The sequence below is a fragment of the Streptomyces sp. V3I8 genome, assembly GCF_030817535.1.
Lineage (GTDB): Bacteria > Actinomycetota > Actinomycetes > Streptomycetales > Streptomycetaceae > Streptomyces.
On record NZ_JAUSZL010000002.1, the window covers coordinates 2,656,142 to 2,673,877 of the forward strand.

Sequence of the window (17,736 nt, forward strand, 5' to 3'; positions counted from 1 at the left end):
GCGTCCCCCTATTGTGCGCCAGCCCCGCGAGCCCCTAGACGATTTCCGTGTCGAGGGTCTCGGGCCTGACCGGGGGCCCTTCGTCGAGCAGCCTGCGCAGCAGCTCGGCGAGTCTGGTCGGATACACCGTCTCATGTGCCCGGTGAAGTTCCCGGCACGTCCACCAGCGCGCTCCGGCGACACTGCGCCGTTCCAGCTCGGTCAGCCCCCTGGGCTCGGTCGCCGTCCGGGTCGTACGCCCCAGGTAGTACCACTCGTCCTGGTCCCAGCGGCGTCCCGCGAAAGGGAACGAACAGGTGCGCCGCCACAGCACCGGGCCCAGCTCCACCTCGGTGATGCCGGTCTCCTCCTCCAGCTCCCGCAGCGCGGCCTCCTCACGCGTCTCGTCGCCCTCCACCCCGCCGCCCGGCGTGAACCACCAGTCGTCCGAGGGGTCGTCGGGCTCATGCCCGTGCAGCAGCAGGATGCGGTCCCGCGGATCCAGCAGCACCACTCGGGCGACCCTGCGCAGCTCACCGAGGCCGCCGGGCGGCGCAAGCGCGCTCGACCCCTCGGACAGCGCAAGCGCGCCCGGCCCGTCGGGGGTCGGCGCCGGACGCCTGCCCATGACCTCGGACGCCGTGCCCTCGGACCCCGTGCCCTTGGAGGCCGTGCCCTCGGACCCCGCGGCCACCCGGTCACCCGCCGGCGCGGCCCCTTCAGCCGGCAAGAGCCTGCTCCCTCGTTCCCCGACCGTCCCGCCGGCGCCCCGCCCGCTTGGCGATCGGCCCGTACGCGGCGCCGCCGAGCACGAGCACCGCGCCCACCACGATCGCCGCGAGGACGAGTCGCAGGGGACCGGGCTCGGAGGTCCCGCCGAGTTCCTCGAAGCCGGTGGGGCGGGCCAGCATGCCGTTCATGGGCCAGGCCACCGCGTCGACGCGCGCGTTCACGGCGCTGCGCGGCACCGTGCCGTTGCCGGCCTCCGTCAGGTGGGCGGTGGAGTCCAGTGAGCCGCTGCGCTCGTCGCCGAGCAGGAAGAGCCGGCCCCTGGGTACCTCGATGGAGGGGATCGTGGACGACTCGGCCGCGCTGCCCTCGGGCAGATACGGTTCGTCGATCTTCTTGCCGTTCACGGTCAGCCTGTCCTGCGTGCAGCAGGCGACCGTGTCCCCGCCGACGGCGACGACCCGCTTCACCATGGGGAGGTCGCCCCAGCTGGCCTGCTTGAAGACGACGACGTCACCGCGCTCGACCTCGGAGCCGTCGATCCGCTCGGCGAGCACCCGGTCGCCGCCCGCGATGGTCGGCGACATCGAGTCGGTCGGCACGGTGTACGGCTGGTAGACGACCGCCCCCCAGGCGAACCCACCGAGGAAGAGCACACAGCCGAGGGCCACGGCCAGCCCCGACAGCTTGCTGCCGAGCCGTCCGTGGCCCTCGTCCGTACGGCGTGTCCCGCTCATCCCAGTCCTCCCCCACCTCGGAGAATCGACCTCGCGGCCCAGGTCCGGGCCACGGAAGATCGGCGTCTGGGACGGCACCCTACCCGGCGGTACGCGACCCAGAAACCCTGGTGTTCCCGACGGTGGGGCGGCGCCTGCGCCACAGCACCAGCGGCACCGCGCCCGCGAGTCCGAGCACGCCCGGAGCGGCGGCGCTCAGGTTCTGGTCGAAGGTGTCCGGCACCGGGAGCGTCGACCAGCGGGTGGGCGGCCAGGCGACGACGACGGCGCGGCCCACGACGTTGCCCACGGGCACGAAGCCCTGGTGCTTGTCCTGCTGGTGGTAGCGGGAGTCCAGCGAGTTCTGCCGGTGGTCACCCATGACCCAGATTTTGCCTTCGGGAACCTTCACCTTGAACTGGCCGCCGCCGTCGTCCACGGTGCAGGGCGTGTTGCCCGGGTACACGTACGGCTCGTTCAGCGCCTTGCCGTTGACCTTCAGCGGCCCGGTGCCCTTGCACTCGACGGTGTCCCCGCCGACGCCGACGACACGCTTGATGAGGTCCTTCTCCTCGGAGGAGGGCATCAGGCCGATCCAGCTGAGGGCCGTCTGGAGCACGTTCGGATCCGCCGTGGGCTCGCCCGCCAGCCACTCGGCGGGGTCGTGGAAGACGACCACTTCGCCGCGCTCGGGCTCCGAGCCGAACCACGGGGTCAGCTTGTCGACGAGGACGCGGTCACCCTGCTGAAGGGTGTTCTGCATCGAGTCCGAGGGGATCGAGAACGCCTGCACCAGGAAGGTCTTGATCAGCAGCGCGAGCACCAGCGCGATGCCGATGAGCAGCGGGAGTTCCTTCCAGAACGACCGCTGCTTCCGCGGCGCCGGAGCGGCGCCGTCGGTGTCGTCCCGCTCGTCCCGGCCCCCGCCCCTGCCTGCGTCGTCACCGGAGCCGGAGTCGGCTCCGGGGGGCACGTCGTCCTCCGCGGCCGGGGGGACCGGCTCTTCGGATCGTCCCGGCCGCTCCTCGGATCGCCCGGGCCGCTCCTCGGGGCCCTCGTGTCCGGATCGTGCGCCGACCGCCAAATCCCCCACATCCACTCCTCACTCCGTGTGCCGCCGCCTGCGACGGATACGACGCAGGCCCACCACTCCCATAACGAGCGGGAGTTCCGCAGGAGTCGGGAGCGGGATCAATCCGTATCGATCCCCGGTGGCCACCCTATGCGACGTGCCGAGCGCGGTGACCGCCCCGTTCGCCGCGTCGGGTACGGACGCGTACGTGTCCGGCTCCTCGAGACGGGTCCAGTGGCCGATGGGCCAGGCGATGACCATGGCGCGGCCCACGACGTCCTCGGAGATGGTGCCGCCGCCCTTCTCGTTGCGGTGGAAGCGGGAGTCGGCGGAGTTGGACCGGTGGTCGCCCATCACCCACAGGCGCCCCTCGGGCACCTTCACGGTGAACACGAGCGAGGAGGGTTTGTCACCCGGGTTGATGTACGGCTCGTCGAGCGGCATCCCGTTGACGGTCACGCGCCCCTGGGTGTCACAGCACTTCACGGTGTCACCGCCGACCGCGACGACCCGCTTGATCAGGTCCCGTTCGTTGTCGGAGGGCAGCAGGCCGATGAAGGTCAGCACCTCCTTGACCTGCTTGACGACGATGGGGTCGTCCGTCTTCGCCACCGGCTGCTCGTCCTCCAGCCAGCCGCCGGGGTCCTTGAACACGACGACGTCACCGCGCTCGGGCCTCGAACCGAACCAGGGCGTGAGTTTGTCGACCAGCACGCGGTCGCCGATCCGGATCGTCTGCTCCATGGAGCCCGAGGGGATCACGAAGGCCTGCACGAGGAACGTCTTCAGGACGAGCGCGATGAGCAGGGCGACACCGATCAGGAGCGGTATCTCCTTGACCGCCGAGCGCTGTCTGCGCCGCTTGACCTTCCGGGCCAGTTTGCGCCGGTCGGCGCGGCCGGGCAGCACCGGGCCGCCGGTACGCCGGGTGCCGGTGGGCAGAAGGTCCTCGGCGGCGCCGTGGGTGCCGCGCGGCCTGCCGCGGTTACCCATGGACACCGTCCGCGGTCCGCCCGTCCGTCCCCCGGGCGACCGGACTCGCGGCGGGCACGCGCGCGTAGCCGCCGGCGCGTTCGACACGGGCCCAGTGGCCGGAGGGCCAGGCGATCCAGTCGGCTCTGCCGATCACCCCGCCGACGGGGACCATGCCGCCGCCCGGCGAGCCGAGGTGGTCGCGGGAGTCGCTCGAGTCGCCGCGGTGGTCGCCGAGGACGAAGAGGGTGCCGTCGGGGACGACGACGTCGAAGGGCACTTCGGACGGCTCGTCCCCCGGGTACAGAAACGTCGACTCGTCGACGAGACGGCCGTTCACCTCGATCCTCCCCTGCCTGTCGCAGCAGACCACGTGGTCTCCTCCCACGCCGACGACACGTTTGATGTAGTCGGCGTCACCGAAGTAACCGGTGCCGTCGAACACGACGACGTCACCGCGCCTCGGCTCAGCACCGAAACGGTACGCCAACTTATTTACGAGAACGCGGTCCCCGATCCTCAATCCCGGCTCCATCGAGCCGCTGGGAATCTCGAACGGCTGGATCACGAACCGGGTGAGCAGCAGCAGCGAGACCAGGCAGAACAGCACGGTCAGGGTGATCCGTCCGCCCGGAACCCACTCCGCGGCCCGGGCCACCAACGCGAAACGCGACCGCTCCTCCGCCCCTGCGGTGCCCGGGGTCTCCTCGGGTACGGCGGGTTGGGAGGAGCGGTCGCGCTCCGTCTGCTGTGCTTCGGCGTCCATGTGGGCCAGATGCTATCCGGCCTTCACACGGCCTCCGCGCGAGATCACCTGTCGCGCTTCTCCTTGATCTTCGCGGCCTTGCCGCGCAGGTCACGGAGGTAGTAGAGCTTGGCGCGACGCACGGCACCGCGGCTGACGAGCTCGATCTTCTCGACGATCGGGGTGTGCACCGGGAAGGTGCGCTCGACGCCGACGGAGAAGGAGACCTTGCGGACGGAGAAGGTCTCGCGGACACCGGCGCCCTGGCGGCGGATGACTACGCCCTTGAACTGCTGCACACGCGAGCGGTTGCCCTCGATGACACGCACGTGGACGTTGACGGTGTCGCCCGGGCGGAAGGCCGGGATGTCGCTGCGCAGCGACGCTGCGTCGACGGACGCGAGCAGGTTGGACATGATCGTCTGCTTTCTTCGCCGATGCCACAGGTCATCGACGGAAGTAGGTGCTTCCAGAAAGGGAGCTGTTCTCGTCGGGGCGGGCGTCGTGTCCCCCTGTGGCAGGGGCGCACGCCGGACGACGTACAGCAACGGCCTATTCTTCCACGGTGTCGGGCCTGCGCCCAAATCGGCCGTCGGGGCCGGGCTGCCAGCCGAGGATGGAGAGCATCTCGCGGTCCTTCTTGTCGAAGGCGGCGGGGTCGCAGCGCTCGATGAGGTCCGGCCGGTTGGCGGTCGTGCGCCGCAGGGCCTCGTCCCGGCGCCAGCGGGCGATCTTCCCGTGGTGGCCGCTGAGCAGCACCTCCGGGATCTCCCGGCCGCGCCACCGGGGCGGCTTCGTGTAGACGGGCCCCTCCAGGAGGTTCGCCATCGCTCCCGGCGCGAACGAGTCGTCGCGGTGCGACTCGGCGTTGCCGAGGACGCCCGGCAGCAGCCGGGCTACGGCCTCCGTGACGACGAGGACGGCCGCCTCGCCGCCGGCCAGCACGTAGTCACCGATGGAGACCTCGTGGACCGGCATGCGGGTGGCGTACTCGTCGACGACCCGGCGGTCGATGCCCTCGTAGCGGGCGGGCGTGAAGACCAGCCAGGGGCACTCGGAGAGCTCGACGGCGAGTTCCTGGGTGAAGGGACGGCCGCTGGGCGTGGGGACGACCAGGACGGGCCCACGGGAGCCCGTCTCGTAGCCGTCCGCGAGGACGGAGTCCAGGGCGTCGCCCCAGGGGTCCGTCTTCATGACCATGCCGGGGCCGCCGCCGTAGGGGGTGTCGTCGACCGTGTTGTGCCGGTCGTGGGTCCACTCCCGCAGGTCGTGCACGTGCACGTCGAGCTGTCCACGCGCGCGTGCCTTCCCCACGAGGGAAACGTTCAGCGGTTCCAGGTACTCGGGGAAGATCGTGAGGACGTCGAGCCGCATCAGTGGCCGGTCCCCGCGGCGGAGCCGTCCCCGGTCCCCTCGCCGGAGGCATCCCCCGCGGAGGCGATCTCGGCCCTGTCGTCGATCAGGCCGGGCGGCGGGTCGATGACGGCTCGCTGCTCCGCCAGGTCGATCTCGGTGACGATCTCCTCGACGAACGGGATCAGCAGCTCGGTCCCGTCGGCCCGCTCGACCACGAAGAGGTCCTGCGAGGGCAGATGGGAGATCTCGGTGATCCGGCCGACCTCGGTGCCGTCCTTCAGGACGACGTCCAGGTCCATGAGCTGGTGGTCGTAGTACTCGTCCGGTTCCTCGGGCACCTGGTCGGGGTCGACCTCGGCGATCAGCAGGGTGTTGCGCAGCGCCTCGGCGCCGTTGCGGTCGCGTACGCCCGCGAAGCGCAGCAGGAGGCGGCCGCTGTGCACCCGGCCCGTCTCGATGGTCAGCGGACCGGCCGAGGCGGGGTCCGTGGCCAGGACGGCACCGGGCGCGAGCCGCAGTTCCGGCTCGTCGGTGCGTACCTCGACGGTGACCTCGCCCTTGATGCCATGGGCGCGGCCCACCCGCGCGACTACCAGCTGCACTTGCCTGCTCTCCTGTCGTGTGTCCACGGCTCGTGCGTCCACGGCGTCGGCGCGTGGACGACCACGGGCCGGGGACGGCCGATGGCCGTCCCCGGCCCGAGCCGGTGCTGCGTGTACGTCAGCGGACGTGGTCCACGTCGACGAGGTCGACGCGGACACCGCGGCCGCCGATGGCGCCCACGACGGTGCGCAGGGCGCGCGCGGTGCGGCCGTTGCGGCCGATCACCTTGCCGAGGTCGTCGGGGTGGACCCGGACCTCGAGGACGCGTCCGCGGCGCAGGTCGCGCGAGGCGACCTGTACCTCGTCCGGGTTGTCGACGATGCCCTTCACGAGGTGCTCGAGAGCCTCCTCGAGCATGCTCAGGCCTCGGTCGACTCGGACTCGGCGGCGGCCTCGTCCTTCTTCTCAGTCTTCTTCTTCTGGGTGATGGCCTCACCCTTGCCCTGGTCGTCGCCACCGAGGGCCTCGAACAGCGGGCGCGTGGCCTTCGGCTCGGCGACGAGCAGCGGGGGCGGGGCGGGCTCGCCCTTGTGCTTCTGCCAGTCGCCGGTCAGCTTGAGAATGGCGAGGACGGGCTCGGTCGGCTGCGCGCCGACACCCAGCCAGTACTGCGCACGCTCGGAGTCGACCTCGATACGCGAGGGGTTCTGCACCGGGTGGTACAGGCCGATCTCCTCGATGGCCCGGCCGTCACGGCGGGTACGGGAGTCGGCGACGACGATGCGGTAGTGAGGCGCACGGATCTTGCCCAGACGCTTCAGCTTGATCTTGACTGCCACGGGAGTGGTCTCTCCTGGTCTTGACGTGGTTGGGCACGGCGAGGTTGCCGCGTGGGGTTGCGGTACCCGAGTGCCCGATGGACGCGTCAGCCGGAGGAGAGAGGGGTCCTGTGCGGCTGCGAGTACAGCTGACCATTCTGCCACACCCTGACGGGCGTATCGACACAGAGGTACCGGCCCGCCCGGTCCCGGGCGGCCGTCGGCCGGACCGCGGCACCGCCGGGTCCGGCACGGGTACTGCCGTCGGGGCGGGCCGCCTCTCGAGCCGGCACCCACGAAGTGCCGCCGCGCTCTTCCGCACCACCCCCGCGGCAGGACGTCCCGCCGCCGCGTCGGCCGCCGCTCAGCCCGCCGCCGCGCCGACCACCTCCGGGATGCGGAACGGCTTGCCGCACCCTCCGCACACGATCGGCGCCTGCGCGAGGACCGACGGGACGACGCGGACGTTGCGCCCGCAGTCGCAGACCGCCTTCACCCGCACACCCCCGCCGGACGAGCCGTGCCGGGCGGCCGGACCGCGGAAGCTCCGGGCGGTGTCGGCGGCGGTCGCGACCGTGTGCGCCTTGAGGGCGCGCTGCAGTCTCTCCGTCGTCGGGCGGTAGCGCCGCTTCGCCTCGGGGTTGAGCGTGACCAGGGAGAAACCGCTGCTGGGATGCGGTTCCTCCGGGTGGTCCAGGCCCAGCTCCTCGGCGATCGCGAGGAATCTGCGGTTGTGGTACCGGCCGGCGCGGGAGGTGTCGCGGACTCCTCGCGCGGCGGCGATGCCGTGGACTGCTTCATGAAGCAGTCGTTCGAAGGAGAGTTCGTGTCCGCAGGCGGACGACGACTCCCCGATCAGGGACTCTGGCGCGGCAAGATCGGGCAGCTCGGGGTGGTGCCGCTGAATGTCGGCCCACGCCCCTGCCAGCTCTGCGGCGAGAACAGGTGGTGTCGTGCTCACGTAATGACAACGAGCCGGGGTGCCTCTGTGTTCCTATTCCGGGGCATCCCAAATATTTTGCACGTACCCGTCAGTTGCCGCTGATGCGTCCTGACGAGGGCGGGTGCGCTGATCTGCGGAGAAGCCTCACAGTTCGCACTCAGCCGGTACGTAGCGACGCGTACGTCGCGCCACGTAGACGCTGTCCGCACACCGGGACGACCGGGGCCGCCGGGTGCGCAAGGGGCGATTCGGTCCTTCTCGCGGCGGAATCCCGGGGACCGGTGGGCGCGGGCCACGGTGCCGACGTTACCGCGTGCGGGACGGTCCCGGGCACCGACCCGGTCCCACCCGGCGCAGCCGTACGGTCCCCCGCGCGCGCCGGCTCCGCGCCCGCCGGGCACGTGCCGGGTACGGGACCTCCTCGCGCCTGCGGACCTTGGCCGGAACCGGATCGTCGCCTTCGACGGCCGTGGCCACCGCCTGTACGGAGCCGGGGCGGGCCGGGGCGGGGGTGCGTCCGCAACCCGCTGTCATCACCGCAGGACGCGTTCAGGCCATCCGCCCCGCCGGGCCCGAGCGACGAACAGGTGTCCGCGCGACGGCCGGCCGGCGGAGGCACATGTTGCCGGTATGTGAATTTTCACGGCGTGCGCGGATGGTACGCAAACCGGGCTCCTCAACCCCTGGACTCCGCGACGAGCGCGGAGTTTCCTGGCATACGGGGGGAGTGCGAGCGCACTGCACGGGGGTGGACAACCGAGTCACAAAGGCAACTCTCGGCGGATTGGGGCACATTCGATGACACCTACGCTCGTGCGGCAGCACCTGCCTCACTCGGGGGCCAAGCCCCAGGTGGACCAGTGGGCACGCGCGCGTGACTGGGCCGAGATTCAGGAGCGGATGCTCGTACCGCTCTACGAGGCGGTCTACGAGCGACTCGAAGTGGGCTCGTCGACCAGGCTCCTGGGGCTCGGCTGCGGATCCGGTCTGGCGCTGCTGATGGCCGCGGCGCGGGGCGCTTCGGTCACCGGACTGCAGGCGCACGCGCCGGAGCGGCTGGCTCTCGCGCGGGAGCGGCTGTCGGCCGAAGCGCGCGGCGCGCGTGCGCCGGGCGACGCGCGGCTCACGGAGGGGGAACCGGCGGACGTCGGCGGCCCGGCGGCGGCGTACAACCTGGTGACCGCCTTCGAACCGGTCGGGTGCGTGGCCGGCGACTCCGAAGGGCTCGCCGAGTCGCTCGCGGCGGCGGCGCCGCTCGTCGGCGGAGGGGTTCCGGTGGTCCTGGCGGGCTGGGGACCTCCGGAGCGGTGTGCCACGTCCTCGGTGCTCCGGGTCGCCGGCAAGCTGGCGAACAGGCTGCGGGGGCCGGGGAACTGGCGTCCGGCCCTGCGGGACGACCTGGAGGAGGTCGCCGAGCGGGCCGGGCTGCGGCCCGACGGGTCCGGGCGGGTCGCGTGCCCCTTCGGGTACGCGGACGCGGACAACGCCGTGCGGGGGCTGCTGTCGACGGGGTTCTTCGACGCGGCCGTCGCCGCCACGGACCGGGTGCAGGTCGACAAGGAGGTGCGGGAGGCTCTGCATCCGTATGCGCGGCGGGACGGGACGGTGTGGATGCCGAACGTCTTCCGCTATCTGATCGCCCGGACGGCCTGAGTCGACGCGTTCGCGGCGGGGCGTTCTTCGCCCCCGCCGCCCCTGCCCGTCCCCACCCCGGGGGCTGCCGCCCCCGGACCCTCGCCATCGCGCTGCCGCGCTCGTCCTCAAACGCCGGACGGGCCGACCGGGTCGGCCCGTCCGGCGTTTGAGGACCGGGGGTCGGGGGTGAAAAGGGCCCTAGCCCATGAACTTCTTGAACTCGTCGGGGAGTTCGAAGTTCTGCGGCTGCTGGCCGCCCGGCAGGCCGAGCGCCCCGCCCGCCTGCCCCGCGGCCTCCCGCCGGGCCGCGGCCTCCTCCTCCTGCTGCTTGCGCTTCATCGGGTTGCCGGACCGCTGCTTGCCCTTCGCCTTCTTGGGCTGCTTCTTCGACCGGCCGGCACCGCCGCCCATGCCCGGCATCCCGGGCATCCCCGGCATGCCGCCGCCCTGGGCCATCCGGGACATCATCTTGCGGGCCTCGAAGAACCGCTCGACCAGGCCCTTGACCGCGCTGACGTCGACACCGGAACCCTTGGCGATACGGGCGCGCCGCGAGCCGTTGATGATCGTCGCGTCCTGGCGCTCGGCCGGGGTCATCGACTTGATGATCGCGGCCGTACGGTCGACGTCGCGCTCGTCGAGGTTGTTGATCTGGTCCTTGATCTGGCCCATCCCGGGCAGCATGCCGAGCAGCTTGGAGATGGAGCCCATCTTCCTGACCTGCTCCATCTGGGCCAGGAAGTCGTCGAGCGTGAAGTCCTGGCCCTTCTTGGAGGCCAGCTTCGAGGCCATGGCCTCGGCCTCCTGCTGCGAGAAGGTCTGCTCGGCCTTCTCGATCAGCGTGAGCACGTCGCCCATGCCGAGGATGCGGGACGCCATGCGGTCCGGGTGGAACGCGTCGAAGTCGTCCAGCTTCTCGCCGTTGGAGGCGAACATGACCTGGCGGCCGGTGACGTGCGCGATGGACAGCGCCGCACCACCGCGGGCGTCGCCGTCGAGCTTGGACAGGACCACGCCGTCGAAGCCGACCCCGTCGCGGAAGGCCTCCGCGGTGTTGACCGCGTCCTGGCCGACCATGGCGTCGACGACGAACAGGATCTCGTCGGGCGAGACCGCGTCGCGGATGTCGGCGGCCTGCTGCATCAGCTCGGTGTCGATGCCGAGGCGGCCCGCGGTGTCGACGATGACGACGTCGTACTGCTTCTGCTTCGCGTACTCGATGGAGTCCTTGGCGACCTGGACCGGGTCCCCGACGCCGTTGCCCGGCTGCGGCGCGTAGACGCCGACACCCGCGCGCTCGCCGACGACGCTGAGCTGGTTCACCGCGTTCGGGCGCTGGAGGTCGCAGGCGACGAGCAGCGGTGCGTGCCCCTGGCCCTGCAGCCACTTGCCGAGCTTTCCGGCGAGCGTGGTCTTACCGGCACCCTGCAGACCCGCGAGCATGATCACGGTCGGCGGCTGCTTGGCGAAGCGCAGGCGCCGGGTCTCGCCGCCGAGGATGCCGACGAGCTCCTCGTTGACGATCTTGATGACCTGCTGGGCGGGGTTGAGCGCCTGGGACACCTCGACGCCGAGGGCCCTCTCCTTGACCTGCTTGATGAAGGCCCGGACGACCGGCAGCGCGACGTCCGCTTCCAGCAGGGCGATACGGATCTCGCGCGCGGTGGCGTCGATGTCCGCCTCGGACAGGCGCCCCTTGCCGCGAAGGTTCTTGAATGTCGCTGCGAGGCGATCGGAGAGAGTGTCGAACACGGCGGTCGCGAGTCCTCAAGTAGGGGGCAGGGGGGCAGGTCCGCCCTCCAGGGTATCCGCCCGCGCCAGGAAGGGTCTCCACCCCGTCGCGGGGTTCCGTCCCGTGACGGGGTGGAGACCCGCCGCTCATTCCCGCAGCGTCTCCTCCAGCGCCCGCGCCAGCGAGGCCGCCTGCTCCCCGGGCAGCGGGTCCCCTTCGGACCCCGTCACATAGAACGCGTCCACCGCGTTGGCCCCCAGCGTGGAGACATGCGCACTGCGCACCCGCACCTGCGCGTCGTCCAGCGCCCGTCCGATCCGGTGCAGCAGCCCCGGTGCGTCGTGGGCGCGTACCTCGATGACCGTGGCGAGCCGGGACGCGGCGGCGGCCACGCTCACCCGGGCCGCGGGTGCGGCGATACCCCGCCTGCGCGGATAGGCGGCGTCCCGCTCGGCGAGGCGTCCAGCGATGTCGAGGGACCCGTCGAGCGCGCGTACGAGGTCGGCGCGCAGCCGGGCCGCCTGCGGCAGGGACCCGTACTCGGCGGCGACCCGCCAGTCGAGGAGCAGGACGGAGCCGGGGACGTCGTCGGGCAGTTCCAGCGCCCGCAGTTCGGCCGTCCGGACGGTGAGCCGGTGCATGGCGAGGACACCCGCCACGGCCGGCAGGACGCCCTTCTGGTCCGGCACCGCGATGAGCAGTTCGACACCGAGGGGCTCCGGTTCCCCCGACGGCTCCGCCGGGGGCTCCCCGGCCGGCGGTTCGGTCTGGGCGCGCAGCGCGAGCACGGGGCCGCCGGTGCGGAACGCCTCGATGGCGAGCCGTTCCTGTTCGGCGGTGGGCGCCGCGGCCTCGGGCTCCTCCGGGTCGTCCCCGGCGAGCACGGCGGCGACCCGCTTGACCAGGTCCGCGACGAGCGACGCACGCCAGGAGGACCAGGCGGCGGGCCCGGTGGCCAGCGCGTCCGCCTCGGTGAGCGCGTGCAGCAGTTCCAGCGTGCCCTGCGAGCCGACCGCGTCCGCGACGGAGCGTACGGTCGCCGGGTCCTCCAGGTCACGCCGGGTCGCCGTCTCGACGAGCAGCAGGTGGCGGCGTACGAGCGTGGCGAGGGTCGCCACGTCCGTGCGGTCGAAGCCGATGCGGGTCGCCACGTCCCGCGCGATGATCTCGCCGGCCACCGAGTGGTCGCCTGGCCAGCCCTTGCCGATGTCGTGCAGCAGGGCGGCGACCAGCAGGAGGTCGGGGCGGTGGACGCGCCGGGTGAACTCCGCCGCGCGTACCGCCGTCTCGATCAGGTGGCGGTCGACGGTCCAGATGTGGACGGCGTTGCGCTGCGGCCGGCAGCGCACGCGCTCCCAGTCGGGCAGCAGCCCGGTGATCAGTCCCTCCGCCTCCAGGGCTTCCCAGACCTCGATGGTCGAGGGACCCGAGCCGAGCAGCGTGACGAGCTGCTGGCGGGCCTCGGCGGGCCACGGCGTGGGCAGCGGACGGACCGCGGCGGCCATCCGGCGCACCGCGTGCAGCGAGAGGGGCAGGCCCGCCTGGGCGGCCGCGGCGGCGGCGCGCAGCGGCAGCACGGGGTCGCGGTCGGGGCGGGCGGCGCGGGCGAGGACGACCTCACCGTCCTGCTCGACGACGCCCTCGGCCAGCGGGGAGCGCTCGGGGGCGGGCTTTCCGCCGCCGAGCATGGCGCGCAGCCGCGGTCGTACGGCGCGCGAGCGCAGCACGCGTCCCACCTCGCGCCAGGTGACGTCGCTGGCGTACGAGACGACGCGGGCGGCCTCGTACACCTGGCGGAGCAGGGTGTCGGCGTCCAGCAGGCCCAGTTCCGCGGCGACCTGGTCCTGTTCCTGGAGGGCGAGGCGGTCGGTGGCGCGGCCGGTGGCGAGGTGCAGGGCGTCCCGGACGTCGAGGAGGCTCCTGCGGGCGTCGGCGAGGCCTTCGCGCGGGGCGTCGGCGAGCCAGGAGGCGGCGACGGCACGCAGCGCGGTGGCGTCGCGCAGGCCGCCGCGGGCCTCCTTGAGGTCGGGTTCCAGCAGGTACTGCAGTTCGCCCTGGCGTTCGGCCCGCTCGGCGCACAGCTCCTGGAGTTCGGGCAGGCGTCTGGGCGCCTGGTTGCGCCAGTCGGCGAGGACGGCCGTACGCAGTCCGGCGGTCAGGCCGAGGTCGCCGGCGAGGTGGCGGGCGTCGAGCAGCCCGAGCTGCACCTTGAGGTCCTCGCCCGCGGTCCTGCGTGCTTCCGCGGGCGTACGGACGGAGTGGTCCAGGTCGAGACCGAGGTCCCAGACCGGGTACCAGATGCGGTCGGCGAGGGAGGCCACCGCCCCGCTGTCGGCGCTGCCGTCGTGCAGGAGCAGCAGGTCGAGGTCGCTGCGCGGGGAGAGTTCACCGCGCCCGTAGCCGCCGACGGCGACGAGGGAGACGCCGCGCAGTTTCTCGGCGCCCGCGTCGAACAGGCCGGAGAGCCAGTCGTCGGTCAGTCCGGCGAGGGCCGCACGGCGCGGCGGCCCGGACTGCGCCCCCTCCTGGAGGAGGCGCAGCCGGGCCGCCGCATAGCCGCTGGGTCCCGAGTCCTCTGCTTCCGTACGCATGCCCGTACTCGTCACCCAGTGGCTCCTGTTCGTCTGCTGAACTACAGCGCGTCGGGTCCGCGCTCGCCGGTCCGGACCCGGACCGCCGTCTCGACCGGGACGGACCAGACCTTGCCGTCCCCGATCTTGCCCGTACGGGCCGCCTTCACGATGACATCGAGCAGCTGCTCGGCGTCGTCGTCCTCGACCAGTACCTCGATACGGATCTTGGGAACGAGGTCGACGGTGTACTCGGCACCGCGGTAGACCTCGGTGTGGCCCCGCTGACGACCGTAGCCGCTCGCCTCGGTGACCGTGAGGCCGTGGACGCCGAAGGCCTGGAGGGCCTCCTTGATCTCGTCGAGCCGGTGGGGCTTGACGACGGCGGTGATGAGCTTCATGCGTCCACCTTCTTGCTCGCGGATTCAGCGACCGGGCCCGAGGCCGAGGTGCGTGCGGAGCCGCCGCCGGCGCCGCTGAAGTCGTATGCGGTCTCGGCGTGCTCGGCCTGGTCGATGCCCGCGACCTCGACGTCCTCGGGGACGCGCATCCCTATCGTCCTGTCGATCAGGAGGGCGAGCACCGCGGAGGCCACGAGGGAGTAGGCGAGGACACCGAAGACACCGGCGCACTGCTTCCAGAACTGGTCGAGGCCGCCGCCGTAGAAGAGGCCCGCGACGTCGGACTGGCCGCCGCCGGTGGCGAAGAAGCCGATCAGCAGGGAGCCGGCGATGCCGCCGACGAGGTGGACCCCGACGACGTCGAGGGAGTCGTCGTAGCCGAACTTGTACTTGAGGCCGACGGCCATGGCGCAGAGCACACCGGCGATGGCGCCCACCGCGATCGCGCCGAGCGGGGAGACCGCGCCGCCGGACGGGGTGATGGCGACCAGACCGGCGACCGCGCCGGAGGCCGCGCCGAGGGTGGTGAACGCGCCGTGGCGGATCTTCTCGTAGGCGAGCCAGGCCAGCATGGCGGCGGCGGTGGCGACCTGGGTGTTGACGAACATCAGCGCGCCGACGCCGTCGTCGTTGCCGAGCCAGGAGCCGGCGTTGAACCCGAACCAGCCGAACCACAGCAGACCGGCGCCGAGCATCACCAGCGGGAGGCTGTGCGGGCGCATCGGGTCCTTCTTGAAGCCGACGCGCTTGCCGATCACGAGGATCACACCGAGCGCCGCGGCACCCGCGTTGATGTGGACCGCCGTACCGCCGGCGAAGTCGATGACGCCGAGCTCGAAGGCCCAGCCGCCGGTGCCCCAGACCCAGTGCGCGACCGGGAAGTACACGATCGTGGCCCACAGGGCGATGAACAGCGACCAGGCCGTGAACTTCACGCGGTCCGCGAGGGCGCCGCTGATCAGGGCGGGTGTGATGATCGCGAACATCAGCTGGAAGACGGCGAAGACGTAGATCGGGATGGTGTAACCGTCCCAGAGCTCCACCTTGCCGATACCGCTGAGACCCACGAAGTCGGAGGACCAGCCGACGATGCTGCCCGAGTCGGTGCCGAAGGCCATGGAGAAGCCGTAGAGCACCCACAGGATCGTGATGATCCCCATGCTGATGAAGCTCATCATCAGCATGTTCAAGGTGCTCTTGACCCGGACCATGCCTCCGTAGAAGAAGGCGAGGCCGGGAGTCATGATCAGCACCAGGGCGGAGCAGATGAGCATGAACCCGGTGTTGGCGGCAGACAGCGTGGGAGCGTCTGCGGCAAGCGTGATGGCTGGTGCCATCGGCGTCTCCTCGTCGTTGGTACGGCCCCGTGCGGGCGAAGCCATGAGCGGTTGTGAGGGGTGGGCCGGTTATGTGCCAGAGATTGGCGCAGCGCCGTTTCGACCGGCGCCCCTGAATGTTTCGCACGGGTGACGAAGAGGACGTACGTGTTACGCGTCGATGAACCGCCGGATGTCGCCGGTTCCGATCGTTATCGTGGCGCAACCTTCCCCGGACGCCCTTGAGACGCTGGACGACCGTGGACCCGAGGCCGTCGATTGCGCAACCCCGACGGCGCTCAGCCACCTCCGCGGGAGCGGCGCCGGTTCAGTCGTAAAAGCAGACCGGCCGCGGCCGTCCGTCCGATGACCTGGCATGGGGGAGCCGAGTCGGGCTGTTATGGACGGCGGTCGCGGCCGGCGTTCCGGGGGTCAGACCGCTTCGGCGGTCTCGGGCAGGTCGACGGCGAGCTGGTCGGTCAGTTCCACGACGGCGGCGAGGTCGCCGAAGTCGCGGACGGCCGTGTCGACGGTTTTTCGGATACGAGTGTTGACCCGCTCGGAGCGCACCTTCTTGGCGATCGTGAGGGCCTTGCGCACCAGGACCGTGCTCTGCTCGGGCTCGCGCCGGAGCAGGTGGACCGTGCCCATGCCGACGAGGTTGAGTGCGTACGACCGCTGGTGCTCGAGGTCCTTCTCGAAGAGGTCGACGGCCTTCTGCATGACCGGTTCGGCCAGGGAGGCGTACGTGGGGCTGCGGCCCGCCACGTAGGCGAGATCGCGGTAGGAGTGGGAGTTCTCGCCGTGCAGCTCGGCCTCGGAGAAGAAGCGGATCCAGTCGGGCTCGGGCTCGCCGGACTCCGCCGCGTCCCCGAAGGTGTCCTCGGCCATCCGGACGGCCCGCTTGCACTTCCCGGGCTGCCCCATGTTGGCGTAGGCGCGGGCCTCCATCGCATACAGCATGGACTGGGTGCGCGGGCTCGCGCAGTCACGGCTGCCGTACTGTGCGAGGTGGATCAGTTCCAGCGCGTCGTCGGGCCGGCCCAGGTGGATCATCTGGCGACTCATGCTGGAGAGGATGTACGAGCCCAGTGGCCGGTCGGCGGCTTCCTTGGCGGCGTGCAGGGCGAGGACGAAGTACTTCTGGGCGGTGGGCTGCAGTCCCACGTCGTAGCTCATCCAGCCCGCCAGCTCGGCCAGTTCGGCGGCGACCTTGAACAGCCGCCTGGTGGTCGACTCGGGCTGGGGCTCCTGGAGCAGGTCGGTCACCTCGTGCAGCTGGCCGACGACGGCCTTGCGGCGCAGGCCGCCGCCGCACTGCGCGTCCCACTGGCGGAACATGACGGTGGTGGACTCCAGGAGGTCCAGCTCGGGCTGGGAGAGCCGGCCGGGCCGGCGGGAGGCGGCGGCGGAGAGCGGGGACTCCTCGCGTGGGGCGCCGGGGCTGGGCACCAGCCAGCGCTGCATGGGCTCGATGAGCGTGGGGCCCGCGGACAGGACCAGGGACGCGCCGAGGAAGCCGCGCCGGGCCAGCATCAGGTCGCTGCGCGAGAACTCGCTGATCAGGGCGACCGTCTGGGGGCCGGTCCAGGGCAGGTCGACGCCCGACACGGACGGTGCCTGGTGTGCGACGCGCAGGCCGAGGTCCTCGACGGCGACGGCGCAGCCGAAGCGCTCGGAGAACAGCTCGGAGAGGATGCGCGGGATGGGCTCGCGCGGATTCTCCCCGTCGAGCCAGCGGCGTACCCGCGAGGTGTCGGTCGAGATGTGGCCGGCGCCCAACTGGCGTGCTCTGCGGTTCACCTGCCGGGCCAGCTCGCCCTTGGACCAGCCGCTGCGCACGAACCACGAGCCCAACAACTCATTGGGGCGCTTGTCCGTGCCGGTCGCGGTCCCCGCGCTTCCGCCATTGCCGCCCACTGGAACGCCCCCATCCCTGAACCCACTTGTGCGCTGTGTGCGCCAAGCCCTACCAGAATGCCGGTAAACAGGGGCGCCCGTCCGCCCGTTCTCACCCGTCGAACGGGAAGACGGGTTGCCTCCGGCATACCCACTGGCGCATGCATCCCCAGGACTCGTGCACTCACAGTAATCCTTCGATCACTGCCCCAGCCATGGCGATCGCGGAAACGCCACCATTCGCCACCCCTTCGAATGAACTCGTGACGGCCACCGCGCGATTCACTTGACACATGACGGCCGGAAGTGG

General features: G+C 71.5%; 17 protein-coding genes. 1 reads left to right on the forward strand and 16 read right to left on the reverse strand.

Going from position 1 to position 17,736, the window contains the following annotated elements:
• Nucleotides 1-34: 34 nt before the first annotated feature.
• From QFZ75_RS11535 to QFZ75_RS11585, 11 genes are all read right to left on the reverse strand, one after another.
• Complete coding sequence (locus tag QFZ75_RS11535) at nt 35-607, reverse strand: NUDIX hydrolase (protein WP_373466039.1); 573 nt, start codon at nt 605-607, stop codon at nt 35-37.
• A 91-nt stretch (nt 608-698) separates the two neighbouring features.
• Nucleotides 699-1,445, reverse strand: coding sequence for a signal peptidase I (lepB, locus tag QFZ75_RS11540; protein WP_307536200.1), 747 nt, complete (start codon nt 1,443-1,445; stop codon nt 699-701).
• A 79-nt stretch (nt 1,446-1,524) separates the two neighbouring features.
• Nucleotides 1,525-2,517 (reverse strand): signal peptidase I, encoded by a 993-nt coding sequence (lepB, locus tag QFZ75_RS11545; RefSeq protein ID WP_307536202.1) that lies wholly within the window; start codon nt 2,515-2,517, stop codon nt 1,525-1,527.
• A gap of 9 nt (nt 2,518-2,526) precedes the next feature.
• Nucleotides 2,527-3,489 (reverse strand): signal peptidase I, encoded by a 963-nt coding sequence (gene lepB, locus QFZ75_RS11550; protein ID WP_373465846.1) that lies wholly within the window; start codon nt 3,487-3,489, stop codon nt 2,527-2,529.
• The gene (gene lepB / locus QFZ75_RS11555; protein ID WP_307536203.1) at nt 3,482-4,234 is read right to left on the reverse strand and encodes a signal peptidase I; all 753 of its coding nucleotides are present in this window, start codon (nt 4,232-4,234) and stop codon (nt 3,482-3,484) included. Before lepB (QFZ75_RS11555) ends, lepB (QFZ75_RS11550) begins: the two co-directional genes overlap by 8 nt.
• A 44-nt stretch (nt 4,235-4,278) precedes the next feature.
• Nucleotides 4,279-4,629 carry a 50S ribosomal protein L19 gene (gene rplS, locus QFZ75_RS11560; protein WP_307536205.1) on the reverse strand — a complete coding sequence of 117 codons (351 nt, stop codon included), beginning with the start codon at nt 4,627-4,629 and terminating at the stop codon, nt 4,279-4,281.
• Nucleotides 4,630-4,765: 136 nt separating this feature from the next.
• Nucleotides 4,766-5,587, reverse strand: a complete 822-nt coding sequence (gene trmD / locus QFZ75_RS11565) for a tRNA (guanosine(37)-N1)-methyltransferase TrmD (protein ID WP_307536207.1) — start codon at nt 5,585-5,587, stop codon at nt 4,766-4,768.
• Nucleotides 5,587-6,171, reverse strand: coding sequence for a ribosome maturation factor RimM (gene rimM / locus QFZ75_RS11570; RefSeq protein ID WP_307536208.1), 585 nt, complete (start codon nt 6,169-6,171; stop codon nt 5,587-5,589). Before rimM ends, trmD begins: the two co-directional genes overlap by 1 nt.
• A gap of 118 nt (nt 6,172-6,289) precedes the next feature.
• Nucleotides 6,290-6,529 carry an RNA-binding protein gene (locus tag QFZ75_RS11575; RefSeq protein WP_149515387.1) on the reverse strand — a complete coding sequence of 80 codons (240 nt, stop codon included), beginning with the start codon at nt 6,527-6,529 and terminating at the stop codon, nt 6,290-6,292.
• Nucleotides 6,530-6,531: 2 nt separating this feature from the next.
• Nucleotides 6,532-6,951, reverse strand: coding sequence for a 30S ribosomal protein S16 (gene rpsP / locus QFZ75_RS11580; RefSeq protein ID WP_307536210.1), 420 nt, complete (start codon nt 6,949-6,951; stop codon nt 6,532-6,534).
• A gap of 343 nt (nt 6,952-7,294) precedes the next feature.
• The gene (locus QFZ75_RS11585; RefSeq protein WP_307536212.1) at nt 7,295-7,891 is read right to left on the reverse strand and encodes a hypothetical protein; all 597 of its coding nucleotides are present in this window, start codon (nt 7,889-7,891) and stop codon (nt 7,295-7,297) included.
• 780 nt (nt 7,892-8,671) lie between these two features.
• On the opposite strand from QFZ75_RS11585, the gene QFZ75_RS11590 reads away from it, so the two are divergent.
• Complete coding sequence (locus QFZ75_RS11590; RefSeq protein ID WP_307536213.1) at nt 8,672-9,526, forward strand: SAM-dependent methyltransferase; 855 nt, start codon at nt 8,672-8,674, stop codon at nt 9,524-9,526.
• Between the two features lie 180 nt (nt 9,527-9,706).
• On the opposite strand, the gene ffh is transcribed toward QFZ75_RS11590, so the two are convergent.
• The 5 genes from ffh to QFZ75_RS11615 form a co-directional block, all read right to left on the reverse strand.
• Nucleotides 9,707-11,260, reverse strand: coding sequence for a signal recognition particle protein (gene ffh, locus QFZ75_RS11595; RefSeq protein WP_307536215.1), 1,554 nt, complete (start codon nt 11,258-11,260; stop codon nt 9,707-9,709).
• A 126-nt stretch (nt 11,261-11,386) separates the two neighbouring features.
• On the reverse strand, nt 11,387-13,846 hold the full coding sequence (locus tag QFZ75_RS11600; RefSeq protein WP_307536216.1) for a [protein-PII] uridylyltransferase: 2,460 nt from the start codon (nt 13,844-13,846) through the stop codon (nt 11,387-11,389).
• Nucleotides 13,847-13,872: 26 nt separating this feature from the next.
• The gene (locus tag QFZ75_RS11605) at nt 13,873-14,211 is read right to left on the reverse strand and encodes a P-II family nitrogen regulator (protein ID WP_055510557.1); all 339 of its coding nucleotides are present in this window, start codon (nt 14,209-14,211) and stop codon (nt 13,873-13,875) included.
• Nucleotides 14,208-15,548 (reverse strand): ammonium transporter, encoded by a 1,341-nt coding sequence (locus QFZ75_RS11610; RefSeq protein ID WP_307536217.1) that lies wholly within the window; start codon nt 15,546-15,548, stop codon nt 14,208-14,210. Before QFZ75_RS11610 ends, QFZ75_RS11605 begins: the two co-directional genes overlap by 4 nt.
• A 411-nt stretch (nt 15,549-15,959) precedes the next feature.
• The gene (locus QFZ75_RS11615) at nt 15,960-17,447 is read right to left on the reverse strand and encodes a hypothetical protein (protein ID WP_307536219.1); all 1,488 of its coding nucleotides are present in this window, start codon (nt 17,445-17,447) and stop codon (nt 15,960-15,962) included.
• Between the last annotated feature and the right edge of the window lie 289 nt (nt 17,448-17,736).